Annotated in this window: 18 protein-coding genes; 14 read left to right on the top strand and 4 right to left on the bottom strand. The window is 60.0% G+C overall.

Features of this window, described 5'->3' with window-relative positions:
- Window positions 1-34: 34 nt before the first annotated feature.
- The 9 genes from mnmA (at window position 35) to ctrA (ending at window position 7,057) form a co-directional block, all read left to right on the top strand.
- Window positions 35-1,213 (top strand): tRNA 2-thiouridine(34) synthase MnmA, encoded by a 1,179-nt coding sequence (mnmA, locus tag Q1K31_RS12975; protein ID WP_300380249.1) that lies wholly within the window; start codon window positions 35-37, stop codon window positions 1,211-1,213.
- A gap of 218 nt (window positions 1,214-1,431) precedes the next feature.
- Entirely contained in the window at window positions 1,432-1,707 is a 276-nt protein-coding gene (locus Q1K31_RS12970; protein ID WP_300380380.1) for a DUF1153 domain-containing protein, read from the top strand.
- 132 nt (window positions 1,708-1,839) lie between these two features.
- Entirely contained in the window at window positions 1,840-2,541 is a 702-nt protein-coding gene (locus Q1K31_RS12965; RefSeq protein WP_300380247.1) for a hypothetical protein, read from the top strand.
- Window positions 2,538-3,485 carry a FliG C-terminal domain-containing protein gene (locus Q1K31_RS12960; protein WP_300380245.1) on the top strand — a complete coding sequence of 316 codons (948 nt, stop codon included), beginning with the start codon at window positions 2,538-2,540 and terminating at the stop codon, window positions 3,483-3,485. Before Q1K31_RS12965 ends, Q1K31_RS12960 begins: the two co-directional genes overlap by 4 nt.
- The gene (locus Q1K31_RS12955) at window positions 3,482-3,847 is read left to right on the top strand and encodes a hypothetical protein (RefSeq protein ID WP_300380242.1); all 366 of its coding nucleotides are present in this window, start codon (window positions 3,482-3,484) and stop codon (window positions 3,845-3,847) included. Before Q1K31_RS12960 ends, Q1K31_RS12955 begins: the two co-directional genes overlap by 4 nt.
- A 96-nt stretch (window positions 3,848-3,943) precedes the next feature.
- A complete protein-coding gene (gene fliN, locus Q1K31_RS12950) occupies window positions 3,944-4,204 on the top strand; it encodes a flagellar motor switch protein FliN (protein ID WP_300380240.1) in 261 nt (86 codons plus the stop codon).
- Between the two features lie 140 nt (window positions 4,205-4,344).
- On the top strand, window positions 4,345-5,355 hold the full coding sequence (locus tag Q1K31_RS12945) for a flagellar biosynthesis protein FlhF-like protein (RefSeq protein WP_300380237.1): 1,011 nt from the start codon (window positions 4,345-4,347) through the stop codon (window positions 5,353-5,355).
- Window position 5,356: 1 nt separating this feature from the next.
- Window positions 5,357-6,208 carry an AAA family ATPase gene (locus Q1K31_RS12940; RefSeq protein WP_300380234.1) on the top strand — a complete coding sequence of 284 codons (852 nt, stop codon included), beginning with the start codon at window positions 5,357-5,359 and terminating at the stop codon, window positions 6,206-6,208.
- Window positions 6,209-6,331: 123 nt separating this feature from the next.
- Window positions 6,332-7,057, top strand: a complete 726-nt coding sequence (gene ctrA / locus Q1K31_RS12935; RefSeq protein WP_300380231.1) for a response regulator transcription factor CtrA — start codon at window positions 6,332-6,334, stop codon at window positions 7,055-7,057.
- A gap of 117 nt (window positions 7,058-7,174) precedes the next feature.
- On the opposite strand, the gene Q1K31_RS12930 is transcribed toward ctrA, so the two are convergent.
- Both Q1K31_RS12930 and dnaK read right to left on the bottom strand, forming a co-directional pair.
- Window positions 7,175-8,509, bottom strand: a complete 1,335-nt coding sequence (locus Q1K31_RS12930) for a mechanosensitive ion channel family protein (protein ID WP_300380228.1) — start codon at window positions 8,507-8,509, stop codon at window positions 7,175-7,177.
- A gap of 105 nt (window positions 8,510-8,614) precedes the next feature.
- Window positions 8,615-10,528: a molecular chaperone DnaK gene (gene dnaK / locus Q1K31_RS12925; protein WP_300380224.1), complete on the bottom strand. Its 1,914-nt coding sequence runs from the start codon at window positions 10,526-10,528 to the stop codon at window positions 8,615-8,617.
- A gap of 336 nt (window positions 10,529-10,864) precedes the next feature.
- Here dnaK and Q1K31_RS12920 point away from each other — a divergent pair, with 336 nt between their 5' ends.
- The 3 genes from Q1K31_RS12920 (at window position 10,865) to Q1K31_RS12910 (ending at window position 13,318) form a co-directional block, all read left to right on the top strand.
- Window positions 10,865-11,152: a DUF2061 domain-containing protein gene (locus tag Q1K31_RS12920; protein WP_300380222.1), complete on the top strand. Its 288-nt coding sequence runs from the start codon at window positions 10,865-10,867 to the stop codon at window positions 11,150-11,152.
- An 80-nt stretch (window positions 11,153-11,232) separates the two neighbouring features.
- Window positions 11,233-12,324, top strand: a complete 1,092-nt coding sequence (locus Q1K31_RS12915; RefSeq protein ID WP_300380220.1) for an aldo/keto reductase — start codon at window positions 11,233-11,235, stop codon at window positions 12,322-12,324.
- Window positions 12,325-12,391: 67 nt separating this feature from the next.
- On the top strand, window positions 12,392-13,318 hold the full coding sequence (locus Q1K31_RS12910; protein WP_300380218.1) for a hypothetical protein: 927 nt from the start codon (window positions 12,392-12,394) through the stop codon (window positions 13,316-13,318).
- A 31-nt stretch (window positions 13,319-13,349) separates the two neighbouring features.
- Here the strand turns inward: Q1K31_RS12910 and grpE are convergent, their stop codons facing one another.
- Together grpE and hrcA are read right to left on the bottom strand one after the other, a co-directional pair.
- Window positions 13,350-13,949 (bottom strand): nucleotide exchange factor GrpE, encoded by a 600-nt coding sequence (gene grpE, locus Q1K31_RS12905; protein ID WP_300380216.1) that lies wholly within the window; start codon window positions 13,947-13,949, stop codon window positions 13,350-13,352.
- Window positions 13,950-13,964: 15 nt separating this feature from the next.
- A complete protein-coding gene (gene hrcA, locus Q1K31_RS12900) occupies window positions 13,965-15,044 on the bottom strand; it encodes a heat-inducible transcriptional repressor HrcA (RefSeq protein ID WP_300380214.1) in 1,080 nt (359 codons plus the stop codon).
- 112 nt (window positions 15,045-15,156) lie between these two features.
- Here hrcA and Q1K31_RS12895 point away from each other — a divergent pair, with 112 nt between their 5' ends.
- On the top strand, window positions 15,157-16,548 hold the full coding sequence (locus Q1K31_RS12895) for an MFS transporter (RefSeq protein WP_300380212.1): 1,392 nt from the start codon (window positions 15,157-15,159) through the stop codon (window positions 16,546-16,548).
- Window positions 16,545-17,270, top strand: coding sequence for a ribonuclease PH (gene rph, locus Q1K31_RS12890; protein WP_300380210.1), 726 nt, complete (start codon window positions 16,545-16,547; stop codon window positions 17,268-17,270). Before Q1K31_RS12895 ends, rph begins: the two co-directional genes overlap by 4 nt.
- The last annotated feature ends 32 nt before the right edge of the window (window positions 17,271-17,302 follow it).

Genomic DNA, 17,302 nt, shown 5'->3' with positions numbered 1-17,302 from the left:
CTGCTTCGGGCCTTGAACCCGCTGGAGGATAAAAATGACCGATCTGACGACCGCCAGTACTGGCGGGCTCAATTCGCTTGGATTTGCCAAGCCCCCATCCGAAACCCGTGTGGTTGCCGCCATGTCCGGCGGCGTGGACAGCTCTGTCGTGGCAGCGATGCTGGCCGAGGAAGGCTATGATGTCGTTGGCATCACGCTGCAGCTCTATGACCATGGCGCAGCTATCGAGAAGAAGGGGGCCTGCTGTGCCGGACAGGACATCCATGACGCCCGCAATGTCGCCGACCAGGTCGGTATCCCACACTATGTGCTGGATTATGAAAGCCGCTTCCGTGAACAGGTCATGGAAGACTTTGCCGACACCTATCTGACCGGCTCGACACCCATCCCCTGTATCCGCTGCAATCAGACAGTGAAGTTCAAGGACCTCCTGGCCACGGCAAAGGAACTCGGTGCCGATTGCCTGGCGACCGGTCACTATATCCGCCGGGCGGATGGAGAAGACGGCGCGGAACTTCATCGCGCGGCCGATCCCTCCCGCGACCAGTCCTACTTCCTGTTCGCCACGACGCGTGAGCAGCTGGGCTTTCTGCGCTTCCCGCTTGGCAACCTGCCCAAGACGGAAGTGCGCGAACTGGCCGACAAGTACAACCTGCCCGTCGCGGCCAAGCCCGACAGTCAGGACATCTGCTTCGTCCCGCAGGGCTCTTATGCCGATGTCGTGCGAAAGCTACGCCCCCGTGCCGGCCGCGGGGGTGAGATCGTGCATATCGACGGACGCGTGCTCGGCGAGCACAAGGGCGTGATCCACTATACGATCGGCCAGCGCCGCGGTTTGGGCATTGCTACCGGCGAACCCCTCTTCGTGGTGAAGATCGACGCAGCCACCCGCCGGGTGATTGTCGGTCCACGTGAAGCCCTGCTGACCGCCGGGCTCACCATGGAAGAATTGAACTGGCTGGGGGACGGCACACTCGAAGCTGCCTGCAATGAGGCCCGGCCCGTCCTCGCGCGTGTCCGGTCGACCCGTGAGCCGCTTCCCGCGAAGCTCGGCTGGCACGAAAACCAGCCCGCTGTTTACTTCTCGATCCCGGAAGAAGGGGTGGCAAAGGGGCAAGCCTGCGTCCTGTACGATTTTTCATGTGAAACTCGTGTAATGGGCGGCGGCTTCATTGCCTCCACAATTCCGGCAGATGAGCGGATTCCGGCCTAAAAAATGGATAAACCTGTCCGGTTTCAGGACAGGTGATCCATGACGGGACAGGTTCGTGTAACAGCCTTAACGGGACCGCCAGAGCCATTTTTAATTTTCAAGAAAACTCACAGGCTTTGCTGAAAACTGATTTAAGAAGCCTGGGATACACCACTTCTGGGCGCAGAAAGCGTCTCCGGTTTCTACCGTGAAGAAAAATATAGATGATGGTGAATCTCATGGCGCAGCAGAATGCGAAGACGTTGAGTGTAAAGGGCCCGGATGGTCGCCCAATGACGCGGGAGGATCTTCCTCCCCCCGGTATCAGCCGCTGGGTCACGCGCCGCAAGGCTGAAGTGGTCGCGGCCGTCCGCGGCGGACTTCTTTCCCGGAGTGAGGCATGCGAGCGCTACGCGCTTAGCGAAGAAGAGCTGAATGGCTGGGCCCAGCTTCTCGACGAGCACGGCACGAAAGGCCTGCGCGCCACCCGCCTGCAGCAGTATCGCGCCTCTTAAACAGTTACGGCATCTGGAACTCCATCAGTGGCGCCCGTGCGGTATCGTTAAAGCGCCGTTTACGCTGACACGCCAAATTCCCAGCTGAACGTCCCGTGCATTTCACACGTGGTACAGCTGAGAGGCAGGCTGATGTCAGCAATGAACTCCAATATGCCTAAAGGCACGCGGCAGGTGGCGCTGATTGCGCTTGGTCTTGCCGCGTGCCTGCTGGCATGGCGTGGACACACACGCCTCACCGAGACGCCAACCGCGCCGGCCAGCCCCTCCCCCGAAATCAGCCAGCTTCAATCACTGCTTGAGCCTGTCCTCGGCCAGAACGCATTCCGTCTTGCCGGGCATACGGATGAAGACGGCAATCGCCACCTCCTGATCCTTGCCGATACGCCGCAGACAGGCGAACACCTCAGTGTCGCGACAACATCCCGCATCGAGACAATCCTCACTGCCGCGACAGGGTTTGATCCGCCCACTGACAGCCTTCGCATCGAACACATGGCATTCGCCCCCGGCACAGCGGGTGGCCTGCAGAGAAACGATTTCATGGAACTCGGCCTCCTGGCTGGTATCTGCGGTCTGCTCGGCTTTCTGGCCTTCGCGCCAAGGCGTCAGGCCGGGCCTGACCGTGCCCCCGTTTCAGAGCCGGCGCCCGAACAGACCCCACAGGCTTCAAGGCCAGGCCAAGGGGGCACGCCTTATCTGCATGCCGTGCCGGCAGAACCACAGCACGCGCAGCCGGACTCTCATGGCGAAGCCCAGCGCATTGCCCGGGAACACCCGCAGGATACCGCCCGCATACTTCGCGGCTGGATGAATGAAGGAGAGACAGGATGAGCTTGCCCGCCACCAAGATGAGCCCGCCACTGCCCTCCAGCAGCCCTGGAACACAACGTGCGGCCCGTTTGATGAAGGCCCTTGGCCCCTCTGCCTCGGCGGTCTGGGCTGAACTCTCGCCGGATGAAGCCAGTCAGTTGAGCACTGCAATGGAGTTGAACGGTCCAGCAGGCGCAGCATCCGGACCAGGTGGCGACACCGCCGCTCTCATCGAAGCCTTCACAAGTATCCCTGACCGTCAGGGGGACTCAGGCATCAGTGTCTGGAGCCGGATGGCCAGGCTCGACCCAGCGATCATCGCCAACTTCATTGAACACGAACATCCCCAGCTTGTCGGTGTCATTCTTTCACGCCTGGGGCCCGAAACGGCAGCCCATGTTGTCCGGCTGATGCCTCGCCCGCTGGCAACCACGGCATTACGGCGCCTGATGAATCTCGGCCGCGTACGCGGTGAGGCCCTGAAAGTCGTTGAAGCGGCAATGAATGATCTCGTGTCCAGCCGCAGCGGGCAACAATCCGGCGAAGGTGCCGAAAATGTCGCGCGTATTTTCGATCGGCTGGACCCCCGCCTGGAGCAGGGTTTCATGTCCGCGCTGGACCGGGATGAACCGGGAAGCGCGACACGCATCCGGGCCCTGATGTTTACCTTTGATGACCTTTCCGCCCTCGATCCGGGCGCTGTGCAAACCATACTCTCAAGCGTTGACCGGGGCGTTCTGGCGATTGCCCTGAAGGGTGCAAAGACACCCGTTCGACAGGTTTTCCTCAGGAACATGACCAAGCGCGCCGGTGAGCTGTTGAGCTCTGAAATTGACGGTCTCGGCCCGGTCCGGCGCTCGGCCATTCTTGAAGCCCGTAACGAGGTCACGGCCATTGCCCGCAGGCTTGCCAAGCGTGGCGAAATCCTTGCCGCGAATGATGAAGAAGACGAGCTGATCGAATGACGGCACGCGCTGCAAAAACGGTAACGCCGTTCGAGTTCAGGGCCGATTTCGAAGCCCCGCAATCTGTCCAGCCAGCCGATGAGGACCGCATCTCGATCAGCATCGCAGAGCTTGCCGCGCTGCTCGAGGATACACGCAGCAGCACAGCCAGTCTTGTTCAGGATGAGCAACTGAAGCTCCATGCAGACGCCATGAGCGCTTCAGCCAGCGGGCTCAAAACCGCGCTTGGGCATATTGTTGAGCTTGCAAAGACCCTTGAAACTGCTTCGCTTTCTGATGATGCCAGACAGGACGCACTGAAACGTGTGCGCCATATTGCTGCTGAACTCATTGACGGACAGGGCGATCTCTTCCAAAGCTGACGCTCACAGACAATCCCGCCAGCAGACAGCCATTCATTCCTCGGTAACCAATCCGGAGGAGGCTACTGATTCGCCAGCGGCATCGTGGAGTAAGGCATGTCCGGTAATCGTGCACTTCAATCCAGCCTCATGGACGTTCCCGTCCGTGTTGATGTCGTGCTTGGCGAGGCACGCATGTCCCTGGACGAACTCATGGCGCTTGGCGATGGCGAAATTGTCGAGCTTGAAAAACGCACCAACGAACCGGTCGACATATATGTATCAGACCGCCTTATGGCCCGTGGACGTCTCGTCGTCGCCGATGGGCAATTAGGGGTCAAACTGTCTGAAATCGTCGACGAAAAACGCGCCGCCTGACCGCGCACATAGCCGGGCAACAGACCCCGACTGCATTAACCCAATTCATTCACAGGCAATTTCTGTTTCCCTAATAGATTAACAGATTTCGTTAACCTTTTCACGCGAGGCTCCGAATCTGGAACTGGAGTGATTTGCCTATGCGCATGAAAATGTTCGCAGCCGAGACGTTCGAGGCCGCCAAGTCCATGATCTTCGCGGAGATGGGGGACGACGCCATCATCCTGTCTGAGCGGGAAGTCCCGGGTGGTGTTGAAGTTCGTGCGGCAACTGACAAGCTGGGAGGCGGCATGGTTCCGAGCGAGCCACGCTTCCTCAGCCGTATTAACAACAGACAGCCCGCCCCCGGACGCCCTCAGGACAACCCGTTGCGCAATCGTGTGCGCGATGCACTGACCTGGCATGGCGCACCGCAAAGGTTTGCCGAACGTGTTGCTGACGCGGGTATGCCCGCCAGTGCGCGCACGCAGGATCCGGCAGAAATCATGGCGTCCGGCCTCGACGCGCTGATCACGTGCGATCCGATCGCGCCCCTGCCCGCTCATGACATTCTTCTTGTCGGCCCGCCCGGTCATGGCCGTACAGCAACAGCTGCCAAGATGACGCGCCGCGCCGCGGTTGCCAAAACCCAGATACTTCCAGTCGCCGCTGATCTCGATGCCACAGCAGGTGGTGCGCAGCTGGCGGCCTACCTCGAACTCGAACAACGTCAGGTCCGTACGGCGAGAACGCCAGACGACCTGTTCAACATGCTACGTGATGCCCGCCGGGGCGGCCATCGCTGTGTTATCGATCTTCCGGCCATCGTCCCCTATGACGAGGAGGACATGGCCAGCCTCGGGGACCTGATCAACGCCATAGACGCTGAACCGGTCCTCATCATGTCGGCAGAAGGCCACCCAGAAGACCAGGCTGAAGCAGCCCGGGCCTTCGCCGAGGTCGGCGTGCGCCGGGCCATCGTAACCAAACTCGATGTAACACGCCGCCGCGGTGGTGTCGTTGCGGCCCTGTCAGGCGCTGGTCTCGCCTTCTCGCATCTTGCCATCACGCCGTTTATCGGAGGCGGACTTATTCCGGCCGCTCCGGGACGGCTATCTCGGATCCTGCTGGAAGAATCTCCAGCTGATGTCGCGCTGAAAGGAGCTGCATGAGATGAGCTTCATGCTCCCAAAATCCATTGACCGGCCACGCAGGTCGCAGGGCAAGGCCCCAAGGCGGCGCGTGGAACCAGGTCAGGTCATCTCGGTCGCGTCCGGAAAGGGCGGGGTCGGTAAAACCTTTATGTCCATCACGCTTGCCAGCGCCTTTGCGCAGGCAGGCCAACGCACGTTGCTGGTCGATGGCGACCTTGGCCTCGCCAATGTCGATGTCCAGCTGGGTATCGCGCCGGAGACGGACCTCGCGGCCGTCATCGCAGGCTGGATCGAGCTTGAAGATGCCGTCATCAATGTCGATGGCGGTGCCAGCCAGGGTGGTTTCGATGTCCTGCCGGGCCGCTCCGGCTCAGGCGCACTGGCAGAACTCTCGACGGAAGAGGTCTCCCGCCTTGCAGCCGGCCTCTCCGCGCTTGCGCTCCAGTACGACAAGGTCGTCCTGGACCTCGGTGCCGGAATCGAGTCGAACTGCATGAGACTGGCTCGCGCTTCTGACAAGGCCCTGATGGTGATTACCGATGACCCGTCTTCGATGACCGATGGCTACGCCTTCATCAAGGTGCTGCGCGGTTATGCGCCTGAAGTCGAACAGGGCATCATCATCAACCAGGCCCAGACCCGCGCAACCGGCCAGCAGACCTATGAAGCCATTTCCATGGCCTGCAAGAAGTTCCTCGGTTTCCGGCCTCCGCTGGCGGGTATCGTTATGCGGGACGAAAAGGTGCGCGAAGCCATTCGCAGCCAGCGCACGCTGATTTCGACAGATGCCTCGGCCCAGCCGGTCAAGGATGCCATCGCCATCGCACAGACGCTTATCACGCGCCGGCGCGGCGAGGAGCTACATTATTAAGAGGTATGAACAAAAATAGCCGCTGAGTTATCCACGTTAAAGTCTTGGTAACGAACGGTTCGTAGATTCACATTGGTTAATGGGGCGGCTACGGTGTCGCTAGAGTGATTCGGGAGCGCACACATGAGAGTTCTTCTGGTTGAAGACGACAACTCGGTCGCCCGCAGTATTGAGCTGATGCTCAAGGCTGCAGGGTTCAATATCTACACCACCGATCTCGGTGAAGAAGGCGTCGATCTGGGCAAGGTCTACGAGTATGACCTGATCATTCTCGACCTCTCCCTGCCGGATATTTCCGGTTACGACGTCCTTAAGCAGCTTCGCATGGCCCGTATCAATACGCCGGTCCTGATCCTGTCGGGCAATCCCGATATTGAAGCAAAGGTTAAGACACTCGGTTATGGTGCAGACGATTACCTAACCAAGCCCTTTAACAAGGACGAGCTGATTGCCCGGATCACGGCAATCGTTCGCCGGTCCAAGGGCCACGCTGAGAGCGTCATCCGCACCGGCGACATTCTGGTCAACCTGGATGCCAAGACGGTCGAGGTCGAAGGCGACCGCGTTCACCTGACTGGCAAGGAATACCAGATGTTCGAGCTGCTCTCGCTGCGCAAGGGCACGACGCTGACAAAGGAAATGTTCCTCAACCACCTTTATGGCGGCATGGACGAGCCGGAACTGAAGATCATCGACGTCTTCATCTGTAAGCTCCGCAAGAAGCTCGCCAAGGCGACAGCCACGGCGGACAATCCGCAGGGTGAGCATTACATCGAGACAGTCTGGGGCCGCGGCTATGTCCTGCGTGACCCGAAGAAGAACAAGGACGAGGCGCTCGTCGCGGCCTGATCCCTCTTCTCGACATCAGAACACCCAGGAAGCCCCGGTCCATGTACCGGGGTTTTCTTTTGGGCTGCATGTCCTGCCGCTGTCCGGCAGTCAGGCGCCCCCTCATACACGCGGACGCTACTCCCCCTCATCGCCACCGACATCACCGCCTTCGCCTTCTACACCACGGCCATGCGGGTGAGGTCCCTTACCGTGCTTTGCGCCGCTGCGCCTTGAAGCCTTGGTACTCCTGCTGACATGCTTGTCGGGAATCTCCTCCTCGACGTCATCAGCCTGCGTGTCGCCACCTTCTTCAGACTCCTCGTCGTCATCATCATGGGGCGGCTTGAACGCTTCCGGACCGAAGCCATCCGGCAGTTTCTCGAAATAAAGCGAGCGGCTCGGGAAGGCGAAGCTCGCCCCTTCCGCCTCGACGGTCTTTTTCACGAAGAAGGCCAGCTGTTCCTTGATGGCCAGCCACTCGCCCCAAGTGATCGTCTTGGTGAAACAGTAGACCATGATGGTCACAGCCGAGTCGGAGAACTCGTCGATATGCACCAGTGTCGACACCTCGGCGGCCGGAGCGAAGTCATCATTCGACGTTATATAATCCTCGATCGCCTTGCGGATCGTGGTGAGCTGCTCCGAAGTCGTGCGGTACTCAAGCCCGATCTGCCAGTAGATCCGGCGGTGCGTCATACGCGAGAAGTTGGTCAGTGGATTGTCCGCAAGTTTCGCGTTCGGCACATAGACCGGCGCCTTGTCGAAACGGCGTACCGTGGTCGAGCGGAAGCTGACATCCTCGACGAACCCCTCAACGACATTGTCGACAAAGATCCAGTCGCCCTTGGCCAGCCGGCGTTCACCGATAATCGTCATCCCTGCAATCAGGTTCTTGAACAGGTCCTGTGCGCCAAGCGCGACGGCAACAGACAGGAGCGACAGCGAGGCCAGGAAAGGCAGGACCGGAACTCCCCAGACATCCAGGATCGCTGCGCCCCCGACAAAAAAGACAATCGCCTTGATGATACGCTTCATCCAGTCGAGGAACGTGTCCCCCATCACGCTCTTGAGGCCCTTCAGCAAGTCCAGAAGCGGCCCGATGACCCTGAACATGCCCCAGAAAATGGCCAGGATCACGATCGAGCGTGTCAGATTGGCGATAAAGACATCGACTTCACCCGACGCGCCGAGCGCCTGGGCGGCAAAGAACACACCGGCTGCAATCGGCAACAGTGTAAGCGGCTTCTTCAGCGCGAAAACGACCTGGTCGTCAAAGTCTGTCTTCGTGCGCCCGGCCATCTTTCCGATCGTGGCCGCGATCGCCTTGGCCACCAGCCCACGCAGCAGGAAAGCCACGACAAGGATCGCCAGTGCCATGACACCGCGCCCGATCGGCTGGCCCAGGAAGCCTGTGGTAAAAACAGTCTCGACCTGTTCCCAGAAGGCTTCGAGCGTCGACACAAATTCCATGATGCAGTCCCCTCACAGGCAGCTATTCGTGGCCCTTGGTACTACCAATAAAAAAACGCCCCGCAAGTGATTGCGGGGCGTCTGTTTCAGCTATGCCGGAAACGATCAGGCCGACTTGCGGTCCTCGTCATCAACTTCCTCATAGTCAGCATCGACGACATCGTCATCTTCCTTGGCCGCATCGGCCTTGGCGTCAGCTTCTGCCGTTTCTTCCTGCTGGCTGGCATAGATTGCCTCACCGAGCTTCATAGCCGCTGTCATCAGCGCCTGGTGCTTGGCCTGGATGTCCTCGAGGTTTTCACCTTCGGCGGCTGTCTTGAGGTCGGCGGCTGCCGCCTCGATCTCGGATTTCACATCGGCCTCGACCTTGTCGCCATGCTCGGAGAGCTGGGTCTCGGTCTGGTGGACAAGGGCTTCGGCGGAGTTCTTCGCCTCGACGAGTTCGCGACGCTTCTTGTCGGCTTCGGCGTTGGATTCGGCATCCTTCATCATGTTGTTGATCTCGTCTTCGGAGAGACCGCCAGATGCCTGGATGGTAATCTTCTGCTCCTTGTTCGTCGCCTTGTCCTTGGCGGACACGTTGACGATGCCGTTGGCGTCGATGTCGAAGGTCACCTCGATCTGCGGCACGCCGCGCGGGGCAGCCGGGATACCTTCCAGATTGAACTGGCCGAGGATCTTGTTGTCGGCCGCCATCTCACGCTCACCCTGGAAGACGCGGATCGTCACGGCCGGCTGATTGTCTTCAGCGGTCGAGAAGGTCTGCGACTTCTTGGTCGGGATCGTTGTGTTGCGGTCGATCAGGCGGGTGAACACACCGCCCAGCGTTTCGATGCCGAGCGACAGCGGGGTCACGTCGAGCAGGACAACGTCCTTCACGTCACCTTGCAGGACACCGCCCTGAATGGCCGCGCCGATAGCAACAACCTCATCCGGGTTCACGCCCTTGTGCGGTTCCTTGCCGAAGAAGTCCTTCACCGACGCCTGTACGGCCGGCATACGTGTCATACCGCCAACGAGGACCACATCGTCGATTTCGGAGGTGGACTTGCCAGCGTCACTGAGGGCACGCTTGCACGGCTCGATGGTGCGCTTCACAAGGTCTTCGACGAGGCTCTCGAACTTCGCACGGGTCAGCTTGATGTTGAGGTGCTTCGGCCCGGACTGGTCGGCCGTGATGAAAGGCAGGTTCACTTCATACTGCGAAGCGGAAGAAAGCTCTTTCTTCGCCTTCTCGGCCTCTTCCTTCAGGCGCTGCAGGGCGAGCTTGTCCTTGGACAGGTCGATACCCTGATCCTTCTTGAACTCGCTGACGAGGAAGTCGACCACGCGAAGGTCAAAGTCCTCACCGCCGAGGAAGGTGTCGCCATTGGTCGAAAGCACTTCAAACACGCCGTCGCCGATCTCGAGGATCGAGACGTCGAACGTACCGCCGCCAAGGTCATAGACGGCAATCGTCTTGCCTTCCTGCTTGTCGAGGCCATAAGCCAGTGCAGCTGCGGTCGGCTCGTTGATGATGCGAAGGACTTCGAGACCTGCGATTTTGCCGGCATCCTTGGTGGCCTGACGCTGTGCGTCGTTGAAGTAGGCAGGTACCGTGATGACGGCCTGTGTGACTTCCTCACCGAGATAGGCTTCAGCAGTTTCCTTCATCTTGGTCAGGATGAAAGCGGAGACTTCCTGCGGCGCGTAATCCTTGTCGCGGCCCTTCACCCAGGCATCTCCATTGGAGCCTTTCACGATCTCGAAGGGTGAGATTTCCTTGTCCTTCTGCGCGGTCGGATCATCGAACTGACGCCCGATCAGGCGCTTGATCGCATAAAAGGTAAAGTCCGGGTTGGTGACAGCCTGACGGCGCGCCGGCATACCGATAAGCCGCTCATCGCCTTCTGTGAAAGCGACAACCGACGGCGTTGTGCGCGCGCCTTCAGCGTTTTCGATAACTTTGGCTTCCTTGCCATCCATGACGGCAACACAGCTGTTCGTGGTGCCGAGGTCGATACCAATGATTTTTCCCATTTCAGTTCACTCTCTTCTTTAAGCCGCCGCTGCTCCTTGTTTCCTGGTCTGGCGGGCAGCACCCGGAACAGCAGCTCTATGGAATGTGAATGTCGCGCCCGTTTCATTCGAGCGTGTCTTCAGCAGCGATATGGGAAGGCCTTTCGCAGGCTCAAGAGGCATCCTCACATTTGAGTGACGCCGTGGTGACATCTGAGTGGGCCTGGCAGACTCCGCTTAACCGGCAAACGCACACCAGCCCCTATAGACAACATTTATCGTAACACCTGTTACGATCAATTTGAAAACTATTCTCATTCGCCATAATTTTTGCTGGCAACGTCTCCAGAGGCCCCGATGCCACGTACCGCTTTGAAAACACTCAGTTACAGTCTGATGCACCTGATCGTCGCATTCGCCGTAGCCTATGGGCTTACAGGCAGCTGGCGGATTGCACTTGGCATTGGCCTTGTTGAACCAGTCTTCCAGACAATCGCCTACGCGATCCATGAACGCATGTGGGAAAAGTGGATTCCCGGCCGTAGTGCTCCTGTCGCTTCTGCACATGGCTGCGCTCACACACTGATCCGTATTCAGGAATATGCCGACAGGCACACAGTCGGCCGCGCGCCTCTGCCAGCATAAAATTTCTTCATGCCCTCGCCTTCGCGCCACCCCCGCCCCACATCCGTGGCCCGGACAAGACCGCAGGAAGGACAATTCCAATGAAATACACGAAACTCGGCCGCACGGGTCTCGTCGTCTCGAAACTCTGTCTCGGAACGATGACCTTCGGCGGCCAGACCGGCTTCTGGAAATACATCGGCAAGCAACAGCAGGAAGACGCTGACGAACTGGTCCGCACCGCCTTTAATGCGGGGATCAACTTCTTCGACACCGCCGATGTCTATTCCGCCGGCATCTCCGAGAAGATGCTCGGCGAGGCCATCCGCAACAATAATCTCCCACGGGATGAAATCGTCGTGGCCACCAAGGTTTTCGGACGTGTCTCCATGGCTGTCAGCGAAGACGCTTCAGACAAGGTCAAGGCCGAGGCAGAGCGCCGTGAAAATCAGGCCGTCAACATTTCCGGCCTGTCGCGCAAGCATATTATGGACGGCGTCGAGAAAAGCCTCGACCGGCTCGGCATGGACTATATCGACCTCTACCAGGTCCACGGCACTGATCCGCTGACACCGATCGAGGAAACCGTCGAAGCGCTCGACCTGCTCATCCGCCATAACAAGGTGCGCTATGTCGGCCTGTGCAACATGCCAGCCTGGCTCACCATGAAAGCGGTTGCCTATGCCCGCGAGAAGGGCCTTCACCGCTTTGAGAGTGCGCAGATGTACTACTCCATCGCAGGCCGGGAGCTCGAACGCGAGGTCGTTCCACTGGCCGAGGACCAGGATCTCGCCATCCTGCCCTGGAGCCCGCTTGCAGGTGGCTTCCTGTCAGGCAAGTTCACCCGTGACAGCGACGGGCCGAACGATGCGCGCCGTACCGTCTTCGACTTTCCGCCCATCGACAAGGAACAGGGCTTCGACATCATCGATGTCATGCGCGACATCGCAAAGGCAAAGAAGGCGACTGTCCCGCAGGTTGCGCTTGGCTGGCTCCTGTCGCGTCCGCATGTGACCAGCGTCATTATCGGCGCGCGCACGCTTGACCAGCTGAAGGACAATCTCGGTGCTATCGATATCGAGTTTACCGCAGAAGAACTCGCCAGCCTGGACGAGGTCTCTGCCCTGAAACCGGAGTATCCCGGCTGGATGCTGGAACGTCAGCAGGCCGACCGGAAAGCCCAGGTCGAATAGCTTCCGGCTTGCCCGCCAGTAAGGCGTGTGGTCAGATCGGTGTGAAGCCATTTTCAGGAGCACACCGATGAGACTGACCCTCACAAGCCTTCTGGCGGGCACGCTGCTCGCCGCCTGCACGCCAGCTAACGAACCGGAAGCAGGTGATACAGAAGCCGGAACAGTCACAACGGACACAGACGCGCAGGCTCAGGAACAAGCCTCCGAAGAGACAGCTCCTCCCCCTGTGAGCCTCACCGAGAAATGGAAAGCCAGCGGTTTCAATGCGCCCGAAGGCGTCGCTGCCGCACCGGACGGGGCATATTTCATTTCCAATGTCGGTGGCGACGGAAGCGAGAAGGATGGCTCCGGCTGGATCTCCAAGGTCTCACCAGATGGCGACGTCCTCGCGGCTGAATTCGCCACAGGCATGGACGCCCCAAAGGGCATGGTCGTCGACCGCAGCATTCTCTACGTCGCAGACATTGACCGGGTTCACATGGTCGATCCCGCCGACGGGACCCTGCTCAACACCATGGAAATAGACGGCGCGCAGGGCCTCAACGACATGACGACCTGGAATGCCAGTGTCCTGGTGTCCGACAGTTCCGGCGGGCGCATCTGGCAGATCAATGGAGATGAAGCCAGCGTGTGGCTGGAGGATGACCGCCTCAAGGGCGTGAACGGCCTGCTCGGCGATGGTGACCGGCTTCTGGTCGCCACGATGAGTTCGGGCACGCTCTATGAAGTGACCGAAGCCCAGGAATTCAGCGAGATTGCCACCGGCATGGAAAACGCCGACGGCATCGGCCTCACAGACGGCGGCTACCTCGTGTCCGCCTGGCCGGGACAGGTCTGGTTCGTCAGCGAGGATGGCGAGACACACGAACTCCTGAACACGCAGGAAGAAGGTATCCTCCAGAACGACCTCACCATTATCGACGGCACCGTCATCGTCCCTAACTGGCTGCCGGGGACCGTCACGGCGTGGAGCGTCGAGGCGGCAGAAGAATAGCTGCCCGCCTCTCGCGCCTCACAATATGTCTCTAGTTCGCCGGCCCCGAGCTCACCGCCACCATCGCTGCGCGCAGGACGCGGTCGCCGATTTTCCAGCCTGACTGGAAGGTTTCCGCGATCTTGCCGGACGGCTGATCGGACGGAATCTGGCTGACAGCCTGATGCATGTTCGGGTCGAAGCTCGCGCCCGGCTCGGCATCGATCACGGTGACACCGTGTCTTGCCAGCACACTGTGCAGCTCCTTCTGCGTCATCTCGATACCGCCCAGCAGGTTCTGCCCGGCTTCGGTCAGTGCAGAGCGCTCCTCATCCGGCAGGGCACTGAGCGCGCGCAGCAGGTTGTCGGATACGCTGAGCAGGTCCTTGGAGAACTTCTCGACCGCATAGACGCGTGCATCGGCCACTTCCTTGGCAGAGCGCTTGCGGATGTTTTCCATTTCCGCATGAGCGCGCAGCACCTGATCCTTCAGGGCTGTTACCTCGCCTTCGAGTTCGGCAATCCGGGTTTCCGGGTCCACATCCTGATTGTCCGCGACGGCCGCCTCTTCCAGCGCTTCGGACTCTTCGCTGCCTGCGTCCAGGGTTTCCGTCTCGACAGCCTCTTCAGGTCTCTTCTGGTCTTCGTTCATAACTCTTGTCTACTCTCACGTTTTCTGGCGTTCGCCGAGGATCTGCCCGACAATACGCGCCGTGTAATCCACCATCGGGATCACACGCGCATAGTTCAGACGGGTCGGGCCGATCACACCGAGTGCGCCGATTACCTGTCTCGTGGCGTTCATATAGGGTGCCACAATCAGGCTTGAACCGGATAACGGAAAAAGCCTGTTTTCAGAACCGATGAAAAGCCGCACGCCTTCTGCCTCACGGGTGGAGTCCAGCACATCCAGAAGCCCCTGCTGGCGCTCCAGAATGTCAAACAGCTGGCGCACCTGTTCCATGTTCTCAGCCGCTGCCGGGTCATTCAGCAGATTCGCCCGGCCATGCACGATCAGGGCGCGCTCCTCGCCGGGCACTTCGCCGGCCCATTCGGCCAGCCCCTGCTCGACAAGGCTTGTCGCAGCCTGGTCCAGCTGGGCGCGCCGTTCGGCGATTTCCTCGCCAATGGCCTGTGCCGCCTCACGCAGTGTCTTCCCCTTCATGCGGGCGGCGAGATAGTTGCCCGCTTCCATCAGCGTTGTTGCCGGCAGCCCGGCCGGTATCTTCACCAGCCGGTTTTCCACGTCGCCCATCTCGTCCACGAGGATGCAGAGCGCCTCGCCCGTCGCCAGTGGCACGAACTCGACATGGCGCACAGGCCGCTCACGCGTTGGAGAACTCACAAGCCCTGCCCCGCCCGCAAGTCCGGACAGGATGGAGGAAGCCTCTTTCAGCAGGCCCTTCATGTCACGGTTGCCAGAGCGCAGCCGTTCCTCGATCTCGGCCCGGTCATCCCCGGAAGGCTCACCGATCTCGAGGAAACCGTCGACGAACAGGCGCAGCCCGATATGTGTCGGCATCCGGCCCGCCGAAACGTGCGGGCTATCGAGCAGACCAAGTTCTGTCAGGTCCGACATGACATTCCGGATCGAGGCTGGTGACAGGCTGATGCCGCTCTTGGACAATGTGCGCGAGCCGACGGGTTCGCCGGTTTCCAGATAGGTCTCGACGATCTCGCGGAAAATCGCGCGCGAACGGTCGTCCAGGCTCTGCAACAGGCCGGTATGTAAACGCTGGTCACTCATCTCGGTGCATCCCTGGCCGTTGAATTCTCGATGTTTGCAATCTCCAGTTTCATTAGTCGTTTTTCTCTTGGCCGTCAGTCTCAAATCGGCTTCCATGGGGCACATGACAAGCGTGCCAGCTAAGTTACCTCTTCGACAAGTTGTCGCCTATGGCTCCGTCGGAATTCCCTTCGGGGCCGTCGGCCTGCCCATGGCGGTCTTTATCGCCCCGCTCTATGCCCGTGAAATGGGGATGGGGACTGCCGTCGTCGGCCTGATTTTCATGATCCTGCGTTTCTGGGACCTTTTCTCAGACCCGGTCATGGGCTGGCTGGTCGATACCAAGCCCTCAAGACTCGGCAAGGTCCGCCACTGGCTGCTTGGTGCCGTGCCGGTCCTGCTACCGGCCGTCTGGTTCCTATATAACCCCATAGGCCCACCTGTCTCACCGATTTTCCTGTGTATCATCCTCTTCCTCTTCTACATCGGCACCACGATGATCGCGACGCCGCACCAGGCCTGGGCGCCTTCCATTGCGCGCAGCTATGATGAGCGTTCGCGCCTGTTCATGTGGCGGGAACTTTTCACCATTGTCACCATGCTGGTCATGCTGGCCCTGCCACAGATCCTGGCGCAGGCCGGGGACGTGGATTTTGCCCACCAGATATCAATTATGGGCTGGTTCCTGCTGATAGCCCTTCCAATCACCATCGGCGCTGCCGTCTGGCTCGTTCCAGACCCGCAGCCAGACCCCAATGCCCCCCGCGCCAGCTTCCATCCGAAAGCCATCCTCAAGGCTCTGCGGGAAGCCACGCTTTGGCGGCTACTCGCCGCGGAAATCTTCATCGGCATCGCCATTGCAGGTACAGCAGGAACATTCCTGTTCGCCGCGGAATGGGGATTTGGCGTTAGCAGTGGCCTCGCTTCACTGATCCTGATGATCCATTTCATCGCCGGCTTTGCCGCCATGCCGTTCTGGGTCTGGATTTCCAAGCGTACCGAAAAATTCATCGCGATGCGCTTTGTCGCGCTCTGGTCAGCGCTGACCTATATTTCTTACCTGCCGCTGGCCATGATGGGCGGTGGTCTTGTACCGCTTATTGTCGCTTCCCTGGTCACCGGTTTTGGCTACGGCACCCCCTTCATCCTCCTGCGCTCGATGATGGCAGACCTTGTCGAGGCCGAGGAAGTCCGCGGCGGCGCTAACCGGGCCGGGCTCTTCTATTCGCTGATGTCAGGCGCCTACAAGACTGGCGCGAGCTTCGCCATCGGCATCCCCTACATCCTGCTCGGCGTTCTGGTCGGCTTCAATCCGTCCGGCGACAATTCGCCGGAGACGGTACGCGGGCTGATGATGGTCTTCGTCGGCGTGCCGGTCTGTTCCTATGCCATCGCCGCGCTTCTCCTCTGGCGCTATCCCATCACGCGCGCCGAACAGGCGAAAGCAGCTGCCGCCATCAATGCGGGTGGACAAGCCAATCTCGAAGCGCTTCACCCCACGGTGAACAAAGGAGACGCCCCATGACCAATCTCGTGCGCCCTTCGGGCCGCGCCGCAGACCAGCTTCGTGACATCGTTCTGGAAACCAATGTGACCCGCTATGCCGAGGGCTCCTGCCTGGCGAAGTTCGGCCACACCCATGTCCTGTGCACGGCCAGCTGGCAGGACAATGTCCCGCCGTGGCTGCGCGGACAGGGCAAGGGCTGGGTCACCGGCGAATACGGCATGCTGCCACGCGCCACCCACACCCGTGGCAATCGCGAGGCCGCCCGCGGCAAGCAGTCTGGCCGCACGCAGGAAATCCAGCGCCTGATCGGCCGTTCGCTTCGCTCGGTCGTCGACCTCAATGCCCTTGGCGAAAACCAGATCACGATCGACTGCGACGTCATCCAGGCCGATGGGGGCACGCGCACGGCCGCCATTACCGGCGGTTTCGTCGCCCTCGCGCTGGCCTGCAAATACATGCGTGAGGAAGGAGTCCTCAAGGCTGACCCGATCCAGAAACAGGCCTCTGCCATTTCCGTCGGCCTGTTCCAGGACACCCCCGTGCTCGACCTAGACTATCCCGAAGACTCCGGCGGCGAAGGCGACATGAATGTCGTGATGAGTTCCGATGGCGGTTTCATCGAAATCCAGGGTACCGGCGAAGAACGCCCGATGACCCGGCCTGAAGTCGAGACCCTCCTGCGTCTTGCGGAAAAGGGCTGCACGGAGCTGTTCGAGGCACAGAAGAAGGCGATTGGGTAAATCGCCCGAACGCGGTGAGGGTTGGGGGTGGA

The organism is Henriciella sp., from assembly GCF_029936995.1.
Lineage (GTDB): Bacteria > Pseudomonadota > Alphaproteobacteria > Caulobacterales > Hyphomonadaceae > Henriciella.
Note: the sequence above shows the minus strand (reverse complement) of the source record. Positions and strands in the feature narration are given on the sequence as shown.